This window comes from Stagnimonas aquatica (assembly GCF_003730135.1).
GTDB lineage: Bacteria > Pseudomonadota > Gammaproteobacteria > Nevskiales > Nevskiaceae > Stagnimonas > Stagnimonas aquatica.
Window position 1 is genome coordinate 139,115 of sequence record NZ_RJVO01000001.1, and the last position, 15,521, is coordinate 154,635.

General features: G+C 69.3%; 14 protein-coding genes. 8 read left to right on the forward strand and 6 right to left on the reverse strand.

From position 1 onward, the window contains the following. Nucleotides 1-54: 54 nt before the first annotated feature. The 4 genes from hisF to hisB form a co-directional block, all read right to left on the reverse strand. Nucleotides 55-825 carry an imidazole glycerol phosphate synthase subunit HisF gene (gene hisF, locus ED208_RS00645; protein ID WP_123209932.1) on the reverse strand — a complete coding sequence of 257 codons (771 nt, stop codon included), beginning with the start codon at nt 823-825 and terminating at the stop codon, nt 55-57. Between the two features lie 5 nt (nt 826-830). Further along, on the reverse strand, nt 831-1,559 hold the full coding sequence (gene hisA / locus ED208_RS00650) for a 1-(5-phosphoribosyl)-5-[(5-phosphoribosylamino)methylideneamino]imidazole-4-carboxamide isomerase (protein ID WP_123209933.1): 729 nt from the start codon (nt 1,557-1,559) through the stop codon (nt 831-833). Nucleotides 1,560-1,679: 120 nt separating this feature from the next. Next, a complete protein-coding gene (gene hisH / locus ED208_RS00655) occupies nt 1,680-2,315 on the reverse strand; it encodes an imidazole glycerol phosphate synthase subunit HisH (protein WP_123209934.1) in 636 nt (211 codons plus the stop codon). A 28-nt stretch (nt 2,316-2,343) separates the two neighbouring features. After that, on the reverse strand, nt 2,344-2,937 hold the full coding sequence (hisB, locus tag ED208_RS00660; RefSeq protein ID WP_123209935.1) for an imidazoleglycerol-phosphate dehydratase HisB: 594 nt from the start codon (nt 2,935-2,937) through the stop codon (nt 2,344-2,346). Nucleotides 2,938-3,139: 202 nt separating this feature from the next. Between hisB and ED208_RS00665 the strand changes: the two genes are divergently transcribed. From ED208_RS00665 to ED208_RS00675, 3 genes are all read left to right on the forward strand, one after another. Further along, nucleotides 3,140-4,003 carry an alpha/beta hydrolase family protein gene (locus tag ED208_RS00665; protein WP_158608380.1) on the forward strand — a complete coding sequence of 288 codons (864 nt, stop codon included), beginning with the start codon at nt 3,140-3,142 and terminating at the stop codon, nt 4,001-4,003. Nucleotides 4,004-4,117: 114 nt separating this feature from the next. After that, nucleotides 4,118-4,600 carry an FKBP-type peptidyl-prolyl cis-trans isomerase gene (locus ED208_RS00670; RefSeq protein WP_123209937.1) on the forward strand — a complete coding sequence of 161 codons (483 nt, stop codon included), beginning with the start codon at nt 4,118-4,120 and terminating at the stop codon, nt 4,598-4,600. A gap of 64 nt (nt 4,601-4,664) precedes the next feature. Continuing rightward, entirely contained in the window at nt 4,665-5,519 is an 855-nt protein-coding gene (locus tag ED208_RS00675) for a class I SAM-dependent methyltransferase (protein WP_199720466.1), read from the forward strand. 15 nt (nt 5,520-5,534) lie between these two features. Here the strand turns inward: ED208_RS00675 and ED208_RS00680 are convergent, their stop codons facing one another. Together ED208_RS00680 and metH are read right to left on the reverse strand one after the other, a co-directional pair. Next, the gene (locus ED208_RS00680; protein ID WP_123209938.1) at nt 5,535-6,224 is read right to left on the reverse strand and encodes a hypothetical protein; all 690 of its coding nucleotides are present in this window, start codon (nt 6,222-6,224) and stop codon (nt 5,535-5,537) included. A 127-nt stretch (nt 6,225-6,351) separates the two neighbouring features. After that, nucleotides 6,352-10,707 carry a methionine synthase gene (metH, locus tag ED208_RS00690; protein ID WP_233574728.1) on the reverse strand — a complete coding sequence of 1,452 codons (4,356 nt, stop codon included), beginning with the start codon at nt 10,705-10,707 and terminating at the stop codon, nt 6,352-6,354. A 159-nt stretch (nt 10,708-10,866) separates the two neighbouring features. On the opposite strand from metH, the gene ED208_RS00695 reads away from it, so the two are divergent. From ED208_RS00695 to ED208_RS00710, 5 genes are all read left to right on the forward strand, one after another. Continuing rightward, a complete protein-coding gene (locus tag ED208_RS00695; RefSeq protein ID WP_123209939.1) occupies nt 10,867-12,264 on the forward strand; it encodes a DUF1631 family protein in 1,398 nt (465 codons plus the stop codon). A gap of 29 nt (nt 12,265-12,293) precedes the next feature. Further along, a complete protein-coding gene (locus ED208_RS17200) occupies nt 12,294-12,431 on the forward strand; it encodes a hypothetical protein (RefSeq protein ID WP_158608381.1) in 138 nt (45 codons plus the stop codon). A 98-nt stretch (nt 12,432-12,529) separates the two neighbouring features. Beyond that, nucleotides 12,530-13,198 (forward strand): transcriptional repressor LexA, encoded by a 669-nt coding sequence (gene lexA / locus ED208_RS00700; RefSeq protein WP_123209940.1) that lies wholly within the window; start codon nt 12,530-12,532, stop codon nt 13,196-13,198. 11 nt (nt 13,199-13,209) lie between these two features. Beyond that, nucleotides 13,210-13,842: a translesion DNA synthesis-associated protein ImuA gene (gene imuA / locus ED208_RS00705; protein ID WP_123209941.1), complete on the forward strand. Its 633-nt coding sequence runs from the start codon at nt 13,210-13,212 to the stop codon at nt 13,840-13,842. A gap of 22 nt (nt 13,843-13,864) precedes the next feature. Further along, nucleotides 13,865-15,463, forward strand: a complete 1,599-nt coding sequence (locus tag ED208_RS00710) for a Y-family DNA polymerase (protein ID WP_123209942.1) — start codon at nt 13,865-13,867, stop codon at nt 15,461-15,463. The last annotated feature ends 58 nt before the right edge of the window (nt 15,464-15,521 follow it).

Below are 15,521 nucleotides of genomic sequence, written 5' to 3' on the forward strand. Positions count from 1 at the left end.
TCAGCGGCAAACAAAAAAGCCCGCCATCGGCGGGCTTTTTCCACGGAGCGCGGCTTACTGGCGTACCCGCACGCCGCGCTGGGCGAGGTAGCTCTTGGCCTCGCCGACCGTGTAGGTGCCGTGGTGGAAGATGCTGGCGGCGAGCGCCGCGTCGGCATGGCCCTCGGCCAGGCCCTGGTAGAGATGCTCCAGATTGCCGACGCCGCCGGAGGCGATCACCGGCACATTGACCCGGCGGTTGATCGCCGCCAGCAGCTCGACGTCATAGCCTTCCTTGGTGCCGTCGCGGTCCATGCTGGTGACCAGCAGCTCGCCGGCACCGTACTGCACCATCTTCGCCGCCCAGTCCACCGCGTCGAGGCCGGTGGCCTTGCGGCCGCCATGGGTGAACACTTCCCAGCGCGGCGGCTCCTTCTTCTTGCTCACCCGCTTGGCGTCGATGGCGACGACGATGCATTGCACGCCGTAGCGGTCACCCGCCTCGCGCACAAAGTCGGGGTTCTGCACAGCGGCGGTGTTGATGCTGACCTTGTCGGCGCCGGCGGCGAGCAGGCATTTGACGTCGGCGCAACTGCGCACGCCGCCGCCGACGGTGAGCGGGATGTAGATCTCGCGCGCCACGGCTTCAACGGTGGCGAACAACGTCGGACGGTCGTCGGAGCTGGCGGTGATGTCGAGGAACACCAGCTCGTCGGCGCCCTGGGCATCGTAGCGACGGGCGACCTCGACCGGATCGCCGGCATCCTGCACGTCTTCAAACTTCACGCCCTTGACCACCCGGCCACGGTCGATGTCCAGGCAGGGGACGATGCGTTTCGCGAGCATGCGGATCAGCTCTTTACGATCTTGACGGCGTCGGCGAGCTTGAACTTGCCTTCGTAGAGCGCGCGGCCGATCACTGCGCCGACCACGCCATCGCCTTCCAGGTCCTTGAGCTTGCGGATGTCATCCAGCGAGCCAATGCCGCCGCTGGCGATCACCGGGGTCTTGATGGCGCGGGCCAGGGCCTGGGTGGACTCGGCATTGAAGCCTTCGAGCATGCCGTCGCGGCCGATGTCGGTGTAGATGATCGCCTCGACGCCGTCGTGCTCGCACTGCTGGGCGATTTCGACCACGGTGTGGTGGCTGAGCTTGCTCCAGCCATCGACGGCAACGTGGTCGCCCTTGGCGTCGAGGCCGACGATGACATGGCGCGGGTATTCGATGCAGAGGTCGTGCAGGAAGTGCGGCGCGGTAATCACCCGGGTGCCGAGGATCACGTAGCTGACGCCGATGTTGAGGTAGCGCTGCACGGTCTCCTCGTCGCGGATGCCGCCGCCGATCTGTACCGGCACATCGCCGGCGGCCTGGACGATCTTCTCCACCGCCCTGAGGTTGACCGGCGCACCCTTGAGCGCCCCGTCGAGGTCGACGACGTGGATGCGTTCGGCGCCATCGCCGATCCAGCGCCGCGCCATCTCGGCGGGGTCGTCGGAGAACACCGTGACATCGTTGAAATCACCCTGGCGCAGGCGGACGCACTGGCCGTTCTTGAGGTCAATCGCTGGGATCAGGAGCATGACGCGTGGTAGCTAGGCGCGGGACGCCTGGACAGTGGGTTTGTGCGCGTGAGGGGTTAATCCTTGCGGCAAAGCGTAACACCATCGGTGCACGCCAACAGCCGGGGTCAAGGATTCCGGTCAAGGATTCCAGTTGACGAAGTTGGACAGCAGCCGCAGCCCGAGCAACTGGGACTTCTCCGGATGGAACTGGAAGGCCACCAGATTCTCGCGGGCGACGGCGGCCGCGAACACCTGGGTGTACTCGGCGCTGCCCAGCACATGAGCGGGGTTCTTGGGGCGGGCGTAGTAGCTGTGCACGAAGTAGAACCAGCTTTCGTCAGGGATGCCCTCCCAGACCGGATGCGGCTTGGCCTGCTTCACGCGGTTCCAGCCCATGTGCGGCACTTTCAGGCGGTCGGCGCCCTCGGCCGGCGGGTCGGGGAAGCGCACCACCTCGCCGGGAAACAGGCCCAGCGCCGGCACGCCGCCGTTCTCCTCGGAGAACTCCAGCATCACCTGCATGCCCAGACAGATGCCCAGCATCGGCACCTTCTTGCTGGCTTCGACGACGAGTTGCGCCAGCTCCAGGCGGTTCAGCTCCTTCATGCACTCGCGCACGCCGCCGACGCCGGGCAGCACCAGGCGGTCGCAATCGAGCAGCTCCTCGGCGTCGTAACTGACCACCACACGCTGGTCGGGGGCAACGCGCTCCAGAGCCTTGGCCAGGGAGTGCAGGTTGCCCATGCCGTAATCAATGACGCCAATGCTGCGCATGGAACCGGAGGAGAAAAGCTGGAAGGACTTAGAGGACGCCCTTGGTCGAGGGCGTGACGTCGATCTGGCGGGGGTCGATCTCGGCGGCGGCGCGCAGCGCGCGGCCGAAGGCCTTGAAGATGGTCTCGGCGACGTGGTGCGCGTTCTTGCCGCGCAGACTGTCGATGTGCAGCGTCACCTTGGCGTGGTTGACGAAGCCCTGGAAGAACTCGTGCAGCAGATCGACATCGAACTCGCCGACGTGCGAACGCGGGAAGTCCACGAACCACTCCAGGCCCGGGCGGCCGGAGCAGTCGATCACCACCCGCGACAGTGCTTCGTCGAGCGGCACATAGGCATGGGCGTAGCGGCGGATACCCTTCTTGTCGCCGATGGCCTTGTCGAAGGCCTGGCCGAGGGTGATGCCGACATCTTCCACGGTGTGGTGGGCGTCGATCTGCAGATCGCCCTGAGCGTGGATGGCGAGGTCGATCAGGCCGTGACGCGCCACCTGGTCGAGCATGTGATCGAAGAACGGCACGCCGGTGACGAAAACCGCCGAGCCACTGCCGTCGAGATTGATCTCGACCTTGATCTGGGTCTCGCGCGTGTTGCGCTCGACGCTGGCTTTGCGGGGGCTCATCTCGCCGTGGGGGCTGAACAAAAGTGGCGCGCAGGATACACCCGGCTGTTGGCGAAGCAAAACCGGACGCACGAGAGCCGGACTTCTGCTGCGCGCCACCGCCGTCGCACGGCGGACAGCAAGCGGCAATGACCCGGCGGGTCATTGCCGGCAACCGCCGCCTACAGGCACCATACCGAACAGTATGTCGCCGGAGTCCACCATGCCTGCCGTCCATAAGCTGCAACTGCAAAGCCGCGACGGGCACCCGCTGGCCGCCGATTTCTTCGCACCGACCGGCACCCCGCGCGCAGCCGTGCTGCTCGCCGGCGCCATGGGCGTGCCGCGCCGCTTCTATGCCGCCTTCGCCAGCGATCTCGCCGAGCACGGCCTGGCAGTGCTGACGCTCGACTATCGCGGCTTCGGTGGCTCGGCGCCGAAGCGCCTGCGCGGTTATCGCGCCTCGATCAGCGACTGGATCGACCACGATCTGCCGACCGCGCTCGACGACCTGGCCGAGCGCGCGCCGGGCGCGCCACTGCTCTGGCTGGGCCATAGCGTCGGCGGCCAGCTATTCGGCTTCATGGACAGCTCCCGCCTGCGCGGCGCCCTGCTGGTCGCCAGCCAGAGTGGCCACTGGTCGCTCTGGGACAAGCCCGAGTGGCGACGGCGGATGTGGCTGCTCGGCCATGTCCTGCTGCCCGGCTGCGCACTGACGCTGGGGCGCTTCCCCGGCCGGCTACTGGGCGGCGACGATCTGCCGGCCGGCGTCGCCCGCCAGTGGGCGGCCTGGATCCGCGATCCGGAGTACCTCGGCCACCTTGCCCGCCAGCGTGACTGGGCCGACTTCGCCCGCTACCAGGGGCCGCTGCGGGTGGTGAGCATCGCCGATGACGACTACGCCCCGGCGCGCGCCGGCGCCGCCCTGCTGGGCTATTTCCAGCGGGCGCGCGGCGAGCGGGTGACGGTGACGCCGGCCGAGATCGGCGTCGAGCGCATCGGCCACTTCGACGGCTTCCGTCCGCGCTTCCGCGAAACCCTGTGGCCGCAGTGGCGCGACTGGCTGCTGGCGCAGGCGCAGACCTGATCCGTCACGGCGGCCCGGCGGGCACGGCGGCGCGGCGGGTCGCCACGGCGCGCCAGCTACGCGGGCCGCGCACCAGAACTAGCGATAAACTGCGCGCCCTTTTCGGAGTTGCCCATGAACATCGGACCGCAGTGCGCCGTCAGCTTCCACTACACCCTCACCGACGACGCCGGCGCGGTGGTCGACAGCTCGCGCGGCAGCGAGCCGCTGGTGTACCTGCACGGCGCCGGCAACATCGTGCCCGGCCTGGAGGACGCCCTCAGCGGTCGCGGCGCCGGCGAGCAGTTCAAGATCAGCATCGCCCCCGAGCAGGGCTACGGCGCCCGCATCGAGGCGCTGGTGCAGAAGATGCCGCGCAGCATGTTCGAGGGCATGCCCGGCCCCGAGATCGGCATGCAGTTCCAGGCCGAGAGCAACATGGGCCCGGTGATGGTCACGGTGATCGCGGTCGATGACGACAGCGTGACCCTGGACGGCAACCACGCCCTGGCCGGCGCCACCCTGCACTTCGATGTCGAGGTGGTGGCGGTACGCGCCGCCAGCGCCGAAGAGCTGGAGCACGGCCATGTCCACGGCCCCGGCAGCCATCACCACTGAACGGTGACCGGCGACGCCGGTCTGAGCGGAACCGCCCCCACCCTGCCCTCCAAGGACTAGCCCCATGTACCTGCCCGCCAACGCCGTTGCCCTGGCTCTCGTCCTCGGCTCGCTGATGCTGCCGGTGCCCGGCCTGGCGCTGGAAAAGCCGGTGGCCATCAAGGAAGCCCCGAAGGCACTGCGGGAAGCAGTGGCGGCGCCGCATCGCAGCCCGGAGTTCCGCGAGCGCGACCGCTACCGGCACCCGCTGGAGACGCTGGAGTTCTTCGGCGTCGAGCCGAACATGAGCGTGGTCGAGCTGTGGCCCGGCGCCGGCTGGTACACCGAGATTCTGGCGCCCTATCTGCGTCAGCGCGGCAACTACATCGCCGCCGGCTTCGTGCTCGACGAGAACTCGCCGCGCTACCAGTTGCGGCTCAACGAGGTGCTGCTCAACAAGCTGCGGGCGCAGCCGGCGCTCTACGACCGCGCGCAGCTCACCACCCTGGGCCCGCCGGACCACTGGCAGATCGCGCCGGAAGGCAGCGCCGACCGGGTGCTGAGCTTCCGCAACGTCCACAACTGGCTCGCCGGCGACTACGCGCCGCAGGTGTTCGCCGCCGCCTACCGGGCACTGAAGCCGGGCGGCCTGTTCTGCATCGTCGAGCACCGCGCCTGGCCGGGCAGCAGCCTGGAGCAGATGAAGAAGAGCGGCTACGTCACCGAGGAAGAGGTCTACCGCCTGGCCGAGGAAGCCGGCTTCCTGGCGCTGTCGGGCTCCGAGATCAACGCCAATCCCAAGGACAGCAAGGACTACCCGGAAGGCGTCTGGACCCTGCCGCCGACCCTGGCGCTGAAGGATCAGGACCGGGAGAAGTATCTGGCCATCGGCGAGTCCGACCGCATGACCCTGCGCTTCATCAAACCGGCGAAGCGCTGAAGTCCCGCCGGCAACTCAACGCGGTGCCGGCGGCGGAATCTGGCTGAAGCGGGCGTCCCAGTCGTCGCGCTGGCGGATCAGCCGCAGGTCCTGCCAGAGCACCAGCGCCTCGGTGCGCAGGCTGCCACCGACCCGGCTCTTGGCGAGATCGACATTGGTCCAGACCCGCAGCTCGCCCTCGCGCAACTCGGCATGGCCAGTGCGGCCGCGCACCAAACCCGGCAGCAGCCGGTGCAGACGCGGCGCGTAGGCGGCCGGATCGTCAGGACGGAAGTCCACTTCCATCAGCCGGTCGTTGAAGAATTCCAGACCCAGCTGGCCCTCGACCTGCAGGTGCTGGTAGCCGTCGACGGTCAACGTCACCATCTGCCGGGGCGGGTACTTGGGGCTGGGCAGCCGCTTCAGTTCGCGACGCTGCACGCTGTAGCCGGCCGCCTCCAGCGCCTGCCGCAGCGGCAGCTCCGACTCGTAGCTTTGCAGGCCCTCGATCAGTTCCAGGCGCGGCTCGGCCAGCGCGCGGAACTGCGCACTTTCCGGATGCGGCTGCGGGCCCCGGGCGTACTCGGAATACCAGTAGCTGGCCCCCAGCCCGGCGAGCACGATGGCGCCGGCCAGCCAGTACAGCGGCCGCCGCGATCGCGACGGCGGCGGGTTCTTGCCCGGCAGCAGGATGGGTTGGGTGCGACTGAATTGTTCCTGGCTCATGCCTACAGGTTGCCTGCTGCGGCGGCCAAGTGCGAGCGAGGCGGCCAATGGCAGCCGCCGAGCCGCACTGCTCCGGTCCACCAGCCCGGCCGCTGCCCTCCGGCTCGCGGCGCCCGGCCCAGAACCCTCAGTCTTCGGGTTCGTACCCCAAGTTCGGCGCCAGCCACTTCTCCGCCTGTTGCAGCGTCCAGCCCTTGCGCTCCGCGTAGCTGGCGACCTGCTCCTTGTTGATGCGGCCGAGCACGAAGTACTGGGCGTCCGGGTGGGCGTAATACCAGCCGCTCACCGAGGCGCCGGGCCACATGGCCATGCTTTCGGTGAGCGTGATGCCGGCGGCGTGCTCGGGATCAAGCAGCGCCCAGATGGTCGCCTTCTCGGTGTGCTCGGGGCAGGCGGCATAGCCGGGTGCCGGACGGATGCCGGCGTACTGCTCGGCGATCAGCTCCTCGTTGCTGAGTTGCTCGTCGGCGGCATGGCCCCAGAATTCCTTGCGCACGCGCTGGTGCAGGCGCTCGGCGAAGGCTTCGGCGAGACGGTCGGCCAGCGACTCCAGCAGGATCGCCGAGTAGTCGTCATTGGCCTGTTTGAACGCCTCGACCTTCTCCTTGCAGCCCAGCCCGGCGGTCACCGCAAAAGCGCCAACGTAGTCGTGCAGACCGGTCTCTTTCGGCGCCACGTAGTCGGCGAGGCAGCGGTTGGGCACGCCGACGCGGTGCTCGCCCTGCTGGCGCAGATTGCGCAGGCGCGCCGTTTCCACCGTGCGGGTCTCGTCGGCGTAGATCGCGACGTCGTCGTGATCGACGGCATTGGCCGGGAACAGGCCAAAGACCCCATTGGCGCGAATCCACTTTTCGGCGATCAAGCGGTCGAGCATGGCCTGGGCATCGGCCCAGAGCTTGCGGGCGGGCTCGCTGGTGGCCGGATTGTTGAGGATCTCCGGAAACTTGCCCTTCATCTCCCAGGCGATGAAAAAGGGCTGCCAGTCGATGTACTCGCGCAGTTCGGCCAGCGGGTAGTCCTTGAACACCTTCACGTACTGCAGTGCTTGTCTCCCCTCCCCCACCGGGGGAGGGGCCGGGGGTGAGGGCCTAGCCGGCTGGAGCGCATCCCAGATCGCCGCGAGCACCGACTCCGTCGATTTAAGGACTTCGTCATTCCAGAAGCGCAGTACCTTGATGCCGTGCTGTGCCAGAAGCTTGCTGCGCAACTCATCATGCGCAACCTGATCCTCTTCTACGTGCTGGCCACCATCAAGCTCAATCGCCAGCTTGTGCTCGTGGCAATAGAAATCGAGCACGTAGCTGGATACTGGATGCTGGCGCCGGAACTTGTAGCCACCGAGGCGCTTGTCGCGTAGCAGATACCAGAGGCGCGCTTCGGCATCCGTCGGATGCTCGCGCAGCTCGCGGGCGAAGCTCAGCAGTTGCTCAGGGACTTTGGGGTTGGCCTTCAGACGCAGGCCCTCACCCCCAACCCCTCCCCCGGAGGGGGAGGGGAGCGCAGCGACCGGAGCCAGACGTTGGTGCTGCGGGTGATCGCACAACCCACCCTCGCAAACCGCATGATCCTGCTGCAGCAGCATGCGCGGCCGGAACGGGTGATAGCCGCTCCAGTCGATGGGCGTGCGATTGGCGCGCGCCTTCTCCAGCGTCACGAATTTCTCGTCCTTGTGCTTGCTGGCATGGCGCTCGCGGATCTGGTCGTACTCGGCCTTGGTTTCGGCCAGCAGCTTCGGGCGCTGCTCGTCGCTCAGTAGCGCGGCAGCGACCGGCACCGAGCGCGAGGCGTCCTTCACCCAGACCACCGGGCCTTCGTAGGCGGGGTCGATCTTCACCGAGGTGTGCGCGCGCGAGGTGGTCGCGCCGCCGATCAGCAGCGGGATGGTGAAGCCCTGGCGCTGCATCTCCTTGGCCAGATGCACCATCTCGTCCAGCGAGGGCGTGATCAGGCCCGAGAGGCCGATGATGTCCACCTTCTCGGCCTTGGCGGTGTCGAGGATCTTCTGCGGCGGCACCATCACCCCGAGGTCGATCACCTCGTAGTTGTTGCACTGGAGCACGACGCCGACGATGTTCTTGCCGATGTCGTGGACATCGCCCTTCACCGTCGCCATCAGGATCTTGCCCTTCGTTTCCCGAATCGCAGCCTGCTGCGATTCGGCGACGTCGCCGGGCCCGCCTGTCGCTTGCGACAGGCGCAATGATTCCTTCTCCGCCTCGATGAACGGGATGAGGTAGGCCACCGCCTTCTTCATCACCCGGGCCGACTTCACCACCTGCGGCAGGAACATCTTGCCGGCGCCGAACAGGTCGCCGACCACGTTCATGCCCTCCATCAGCGGGCCCTCGATCACCTCGATGGGCCGGCCGCCGCGCGCGGCGATCTCAAGGCGCAGCTCCTCGGTATCGGCCTCGACGTACTGGTCAATGCCCTTCACCAGGGCGTAGGTGATGCGCGCGCCGGGCGTGGTCTCGCGCCAGCTCAGGTCTTCGGCGCGCGCCTCCTGCTTCTGGCCGCTGAAGCGGCCGGCGATCTCGATCAGGCGCTCGGTCGCGTCGTTGCGACGGAACAGGATCACGTCCTCGATGCGTTCGCGCAGCTCGGGGTCGAGCTGGTCGTAGACCATCAGCGCGCCGGCGTTGACGATGCCCATGTCCATGCCCTCGCGGATCGCGTGGTAGAGGAACACCGAGTGGATCGCCTCGCGGACATGGTTGTTGCCACGGAAGCTGAAGCTCACGTTCGACACGCCGCCGCTGATCTTGGCGTGCGGCAGGTTGGCCTTGATCCACTTCACCGACTCGATGAAGTCGATGCCATAGAGGTTGTGCGCCTCGATGCCGGTGGCAACCGCGAAGATGTTGGGGTCGAAGATGATGTCTTCGGGCGGAAAGCCGACCTGCTCGGTCAGTACCTTGTAGGCCCGCGCGCAGATTTCCTTGCGCCGCTCCAGCGTGTCGGCCTGGCCTTCTTCATCAAACGCCATCACCACGGCGGCGGCGCCGTATTTGCGGCAGAGCCGCGCCTCGCGGATGAACTTCTCCTCGCCCTCCTTCATCGAGATGGAGTTGACGATGGGCTTGCCCTGCACGCACTGCAGGCCGGCCTCGATGATCTCCCACTTCGAGGAGTCGATCATGATCGGCACCCGCGAGATGTCCGGCTCGCTGGCCAGCAGGTTGAGGAAGCGGCGCATGGCGGCGAGGCCGTCGAGCATGCCCTCGTCCATGTTGACGTCGATCACCTGCGCACCGGCCTCGACCTGCTGGCGGGCGATGGCGACGGCGGTGCTGTAGTCGCCGGCCTTGATCAGGTCGCGAAACTTCGCCGAGCCGGTGACATTGGTGCGCTCGCCGACGTTGACGAACAACTGGCGCTCGCCTTCCAGACCGATGCTGAACGGCTCCAGGCCGGCCAGCCGCAGCGCGCGCTTGGGCGTGGACTGCGCACGCGGCTTCACCGTTGCAACCGCCTTCGCAATCGCGCCGATGTGCGGCGGCGTGGTGCCGCAGCAGCCGCCGACGATATTCACCAGCCCGCTCTCGGCGAACTCGCGGATGATCGCGGCAGTGTCCTCCGGCTTTTCGTCGTACTCGCCGAAGGCATTCGGCAGGCCGGCGTTGGGATAGCAGCTCACGTAGCAGTCGGCGACCCGCGCCAGCTCGGCGATGTAGGGGCGCATGTCCTTGCCGCCGAGCGCGCAGTTGAGGCCCACCGCCAGCGGCTTGGCGTGCGCCACCGAATTCCAGAACGCCTCGGTGACCTGCCCGGACAGCGTGCGTCCCGAGGCATCGGTAATGGTGCCGCTGATGATGATCGGCCACTCGCGGCCGCGCTCCTCGAACAGCGTCAGGCAGGCGAAGATCGCGGCCTTGGCGTTGAGGGTGTCGAAGATGGTCTCGATCAGCAGCACGTCGGCGCCGCCATCGACCAGGCCATTGGCCTGCTCCAGGTACGCGACGACCAGCTCGTTGTAAGTGACGTTGCGCGCGCCCGGATCGTTGACGTCCGGCGAGATCGAGCAGGTGCGGCTGGTCGGGCCGAGCGCGCCGCAGACGTAGCGGGGGCGATCCGGCGTCTTCGCACTCCATTCGTCGCAGGCGGCGCGGGCCAGCCGCGCAGCTTCGTAGTTCAACTCGTAGGCCAGCGCCTCCATGCCGTAATCGTGCAGGGAGATGGTCTGGGCATTGAAGGTATTGGTCTCGACGAAGTCGGCACCGGCCTCCAGATACTTGCCGTGGATCTCCTGGATGATCTGCGGCTGGGTCAGCACCAGCAGGTCGTTGTTGCCCTTCAGATCCTTGTGCCAGGTAGCGAAGCGCTCGCCGCAGTAGTGCTCCTCCTCCAGCTTGTAGCCCTGGATCATGGTGCCCATGGCGCCGTCGATCACCAGCAGGCGCTGGGCAAGCAAGGCACGCAGGGCGGCGGAGCAGTCCGGGCGCAGCTGCGGGGAGCGGTCGGGGGAGGAAGCGTCGTAAGCCATGACGGCGGCCTGGGCAGCGTGAGGGAGCGCTATTTTATCCGCTTATACGGATTAGCGGATATTTGAAGCGGGATCGGCACTGCGACCCGCTTGTCGGCAGGGCCCAGCCTCGCATCCCGCCGCCCCGGCACACCGGCGGCGCGAGGCTAGTTTGCGCGCATGGCCGTCCTCTCACCCAGCCGCTCCGCCGCCCCCCAGCCTGCCGACTTGGTGGCCCTGGAGCGCCCGCAGCCGGCCGTCGCGGCTCTGCCGGCGGCGCTGCGCGACCTGGCCCTGCGCGAGGCCGAAGCCCTGGCCGGTGACTTCGTGGAGCATCTCGACGCCGCCCTGCAGAGTCTGGTCGGCCAGGCCCGCAACAGCGCCGAGACCCGCAACGCCCTGGCCCTGGGCGACGCCCTGCGCCTGAGCCAGGCGGAGTTGCTGCGGCAGATCAGCCGGGCCTTCCGCGAACGCCTGACCCCCTGGACGCTGACCGCCGGCCGCTCCCTGCTGGATCTTTCGCGGGCCGAGGCCCCGAGCCTCGAAGAACTGGAGGACCGCCTCCGGCTCGACCAGCTGGCCCAGGTCTGCGAGCGTCTGGCCGGGGAGCGTGGCCCGCGCCTGCGCCAGCGCCTGGACAGCGCCAGCCGCAGCCTGGGCCTGCCGGCACTCGCCAGCGCCTTCGCGCCGGCCACGCCGGGCGACTGCTTCGCGGCCGCCTTCCACCGCATGGCGCTGCCGGCCGAGCAACGCGCCCTCGCCTACCGGCTGGTGGAACAGCAGGCCCTGCCGCGCTGGCCGGCGCTGCTGGACGCAGTCCTGCACCTGCTCGATCAACAGGCCCTGGATGCCTCCCAGCTGCAGTCCGGCGCGGCCGCCAACAGCGACCCGGCCACTGCCGACCGCCGGCCGGCACCACTGTCGCGGAGCGCCAGCGCGGTCATCACCGAAGGCTTCCTGCCGCTGCTGGCGGGCATCCGCCGCCGCCACGGCCGAGGTTCCCAGCAGGACCAGGCGGCGCTGGCGCTGCTCAACGAGTTTGCCGCCAGCTTCGCACCGCAGGCCCGGCGCACGACCCGCATCGACCTGACCCTGCGCATCGGCGAAGCCTTGCAGGCCGCCGGTCTGCCGGAAGCGCGCCTGCACGCCCTGCTCGACGGCTTGGCCGACCACTATGCCGAGGCCCACGGACCGGCGCCGCGCTCGGCGCAGCCGGCGGCTGCGCTGGCCACGCCGGGCATCGCCGGCCCGCTGCCGGAGGCCAGTACCCGCAGCGCCGCCCAGCCCGAACAACTGGCGCGGCTGCTGCGTGCCGAGCAATGGTTCCGGGTCCGCGACCGGCGCAGCGGCGATGACCGCTGGCTGTGCCTGGCCGCCCTCTACCCCGAGCAGGATCGGCTCAGCTTTCGCGGCTCCGATGGCGCGGTGGTGTTGGGCCTGCGCACCAGCCAGTTCGTGCAGGACCTGATCGATGGCCACGCCGAGCCGCTCAACGCCGACTCCGACCTCGGCCGTGCCCTGCGCGGCCTGCAAACTCCGAACGGCCGGAGCCCGATGCGCGACGCCGCAGCCTTCTGAGCCGCCACCGGATCTCCCCCGTGCACAACATGTCGATTTCCGCCCGCCAACGGCTACTCGCCTACCGCGACAAGCTGCGCAACAGCCCGCCCCTGAAGCGGGTGGTGGTGCGCCGCAACCGCGACGCCCACAGCGGCGAGCTGATGCTGGTGCTGACCGTCTTCTAGAAACGGGCTTCGGCACCCCGGGCCAGTGCCCGGAACAGGATTGACAGGCGGCGGCGGTAGAGGCACTGTACGGATATACAGTTCCCTCGCCGACCGCCATGGACCTCACCCCCCGCCAGGCCGAAATCCTCGACTTCCTGCGTCGCCACCGCGACGAGCAGGGCGTCCCGCCGACCCGGGCGGAGATCGTCGCCGCCTTCGGCTTCCGCTCGCCCACCGCCGCCGAGGACCACCTGCGGGCGCTGGAGCGCAAGGGCGTGATCGAACTCAGGCCCGGCGCCTCGCGCGGCATCCGCCTGCTGGAGCGCGCCGACGAGTATCTCAGCGAGGCGGTGCAACTCGCCCGCCGTGAGGCCGCCAATGAAGCCAGCCTGCCGCTGGTGGGCCGGGTCGCCGCCGGCGCACCCATCCTCTCCGACCCCAATGTCGAGACCCGCATCCCGCTGGCCGGAGACTTCTTCCGCCCGCGCGCGCACTTCCTGCTGCGGGTGCAGGGCGAGTCGATGCGCGATGCCGGCATCCTCGACGGCGACCTCCTGGCTGTGCACCAGACCCCGGAAGCACGCAGCGGCCAGACCGTGGTGGCGCGGCTGGAGGACGAGATCACGGTCAAGACCCTGCGCCTGAAGGGCGCCATCGCCGAGCTGCTGCCGGCCAATCCCGACTTCTCCCCCATCGTCGTCGACCTCTCACGGGAAAGCCTCGTGATCGAAGGGCTGGCGGTGGGTCTTATTCGCGGTGGCTTCGGCTCGCCGCTGGTTCGTTAACCGGTATCCCCATGCGCCTCTCACTCGCCACCCCACCGCCCGAACTCACCGCCCTGCTCGACAGCGGCCGCCTCTGGCGCGGCCAACAAGCCCCGCGTATCGCCGCCGAAGCCAGCGGCCACGCGCGCCTCGATGCTCTGCTGCCCGGCGGCGGCTGGCCGAAGGCGGCGCTGTCGGAAGTGCTGCATCCGCAGCCCGGCACCGGCGAGCTGGCCCTGGTGCTGCCGCTGCTGGCGCGGCTGACCCAGGCCGAGCAGCACGTCGCCTTCGTGGCGCCGCCGCTGATCCCCTACGCACCCGGCCTCGCCCAGGGCGGCGTGCGGCTCGACTACAGCCTGGTGGTGCAGACGCCGAATCCGGCCGAAAGCCTGTGGAGCGCCGAGCAGTTGCTGCGCGCCGGTCACGCCGCCGTGCTGGTCTGGGCCGACGCCGCCAGCGTCCAGAGCCTGCGCCGCCTGCAACTCGCCGCCGAGGAAAGCGGCGGCATGGCCCTGCTGTTCCGCAGCCTCAAGCGCGCCGCCGAACCCTCGCCAGCCGCCCTGCGTCTGGCGGTGCGCCGCGAGCACGGCACACCGCGCGTGCAGGTGCTGAAGACGCGCGGCCAGGCCGGCGCCGGCTTGCGGCCGGTCGCCCTCGGGCAATGAGCACAGGCGTGGAGATCCTGCCGTGCTGTGGCTGTGTCTGGACTTTCCGGCGCTCGGGCGCGAAGCCCTCGGCGTCGAGGCCAGCGTCGCCGTACTCGGCGCGCACGGCAGCCATCGCTGGCTGATCACCGAGGTCGCCGGCGGCCCGGCCGGAAAAACGCTCCCCGCCGGCCTGTCGCTGGCCGAAGCGCGCAGCCGCAGCCCCGAGTTGCCGACCCGGCCGCGCCAGCCCGAGGCCGAACGCGAACAGCTCGAAGCCCTCGCCCACGCGCTCTACCGCTTTGGCAGCCCGGTGGTCGCCGAGGTGCTGGAGCCGGCCGAGCCTTTCGCGCTGCCGCGCTGGCGGGTGTCGGTGGAGATCGGCGCCAGCCTGTCGCTGTTCGGCGGCGTCGAGGCGCTGCGCGAGCAGGTGCTGCTAGACCTGCTCGACTGGCACTGCGCCGCCCGCCTCGGCATCGCCCCCAGTCGGCTCGCCGCCGGGGTATTGGCGGAGGCCGGCGAAACCACGCCCTGCCTGCGCGCCGAGGACTTGCCGACGCGGCTGAACCCCTTGCCGATCGGCCTGCTGCCCTGGCCGGCGGCGACCCGCGACGCGCTCGCCAGCGTCGGCCTGGCCCGGCTCGGCGCACTGTTCGCGGCGCCCCCGGAAACCCTGCGCCAGCGCTTCGGCGCGGAAGTCCCGCGCGATCTTGAGCGCCTGCTGGCACGCCGCGCCGAACCCTACCGCGCCATCGAGCCGCCGCCGGTGTTCGCGGCGCGCTTCGAGCTGCATGGCGAGGTGGACAACGTCGAGACCCTGCTGTTTCCGCTCAAGCGCCTGACCCAGCGCTACGCCGCCTATCTCTCGGCGCGGGCGGTGACGGCGATGCACTGCCGGCTGGAGCTGCGCCACGACCTCGGCGCGCCGACCGTGGTGCCGCTGCAACTGCTGAGTCCCAGCCGCGACGCGGGGCGCTGGTTCGAGATCCTGCGCGAGCGCCTGTACCGCCAGCCCCCCAACCGGGCGGTGCGCGAGCTGCATCTGTCGGCGACCGATTTCCTGCCGATCAGCGGCTCGCAGGCGGCGCTGTTCGACGCGCACCGCCTGAGCCGCGAGCGGCAGGCGCTGCTGGAAAAGCTGATCGCCCGCTACGGCGAGCCCAACCTCTGGCGGCCGGCACTGCGCGGTGACCATCGGCCGGAGCGGGCCTGGGCCGCGACCGGTCTTGGGCAGCCGGTGGTGTCGCCACCCCCTCTACCACCTGCGGCGACATCTCCGCTATTGCAGAGAGGCGACAGCAGCGATGCCCTCCCTCCCCCGCCTGCGGGGGAGGGCTGGGGTGGGGGCGGTTTGCGGAAGCAGTCGACCACCCAAGGCCCGCCCAACCGCCCCCCTCCTAGCCTCCCCCCGCCTGCGGGGGGAGGAACCCATCCGCGCCGCCGCCCACTCTGGCTGCTGCGCCAAGCCAAGCCCATCGCCCAGCCACCGGCCGAAGGCCTGCCCGAGCGCATCGAGACCGGTTGGTGGGACGGCGCGCCCGCCCACCGCGACTATCACCGCGTCACGCTCGGCGAGCGTAGCGGCTGGGTCTACCGCGACCTCGACGACGGCCGCTGGTATCTGCAGGGGCTGTGGGAGTGAGCCTGCCGACACGGTGTCCGGCCATAGGCCAAGGGGTGCGGGAAGCGGGCGGTTCGCC

Bases quoted from the DNA above. Each gene is read 5' to 3' on its own strand.
- ED208_RS00670 (WP_123209937.1), top strand. From the start codon at position 4,118: ATGAACATCGGACCGCAGTGCGCCGTCAGCTTCCACTACACCCTCACC.
- ED208_RS00695 (WP_123209939.1), top strand. From the start codon at position 10,867: ATGGCCGTCCTCTCACCCAGCCGCTCCGCCGCCCCCCAGCCTGCCGAC.
- ED208_RS00665 (WP_158608380.1), top strand. From the start codon at position 3,140: ATGCCTGCCGTCCATAAGCTGCAACTGCAAAGCCGCGACGGGCACCCG.
- hisH (WP_123209934.1), bottom strand. From the start codon at position 2,315: ATGCGCAGCATTGGCGTCATTGATTACGGCATGGGCAACCTGCACTCC.
- ED208_RS17200 (WP_158608381.1), top strand. From the start codon at position 12,294: ATGTCGATTTCCGCCCGCCAACGGCTACTCGCCTACCGCGACAAGCTG.
- lexA (WP_123209940.1), top strand. From the start codon at position 12,530: ATGGACCTCACCCCCCGCCAGGCCGAAATCCTCGACTTCCTGCGTCGC.
- imuA (WP_123209941.1), top strand. From the start codon at position 13,210: ATGCGCCTCTCACTCGCCACCCCACCGCCCGAACTCACCGCCCTGCTC.
- hisF (WP_123209932.1), bottom strand. From the start codon at position 825: ATGCTCGCGAAACGCATCGTCCCCTGCCTGGACATCGACCGTGGCCGG.
- ED208_RS00680 (WP_123209938.1), bottom strand. From the start codon at position 6,224: ATGAGCCAGGAACAATTCAGTCGCACCCAACCCATCCTGCTGCCGGGC.
- ED208_RS00675 (WP_199720466.1), top strand. From the start codon at position 4,665: ATGTACCTGCCCGCCAACGCCGTTGCCCTGGCTCTCGTCCTCGGCTCG.
- hisA (WP_123209933.1), bottom strand. From the start codon at position 1,559: ATGCTCCTGATCCCAGCGATTGACCTCAAGAACGGCCAGTGCGTCCGC.
- metH (WP_233574728.1), bottom strand. From the start codon at position 10,707: ATGGCTTACGACGCTTCCTCCCCCGACCGCTCCCCGCAGCTGCGCCCG.
- hisB (WP_123209935.1), bottom strand. From the start codon at position 2,937: ATGAGCCCCCGCAAAGCCAGCGTCGAGCGCAACACGCGCGAGACCCAG.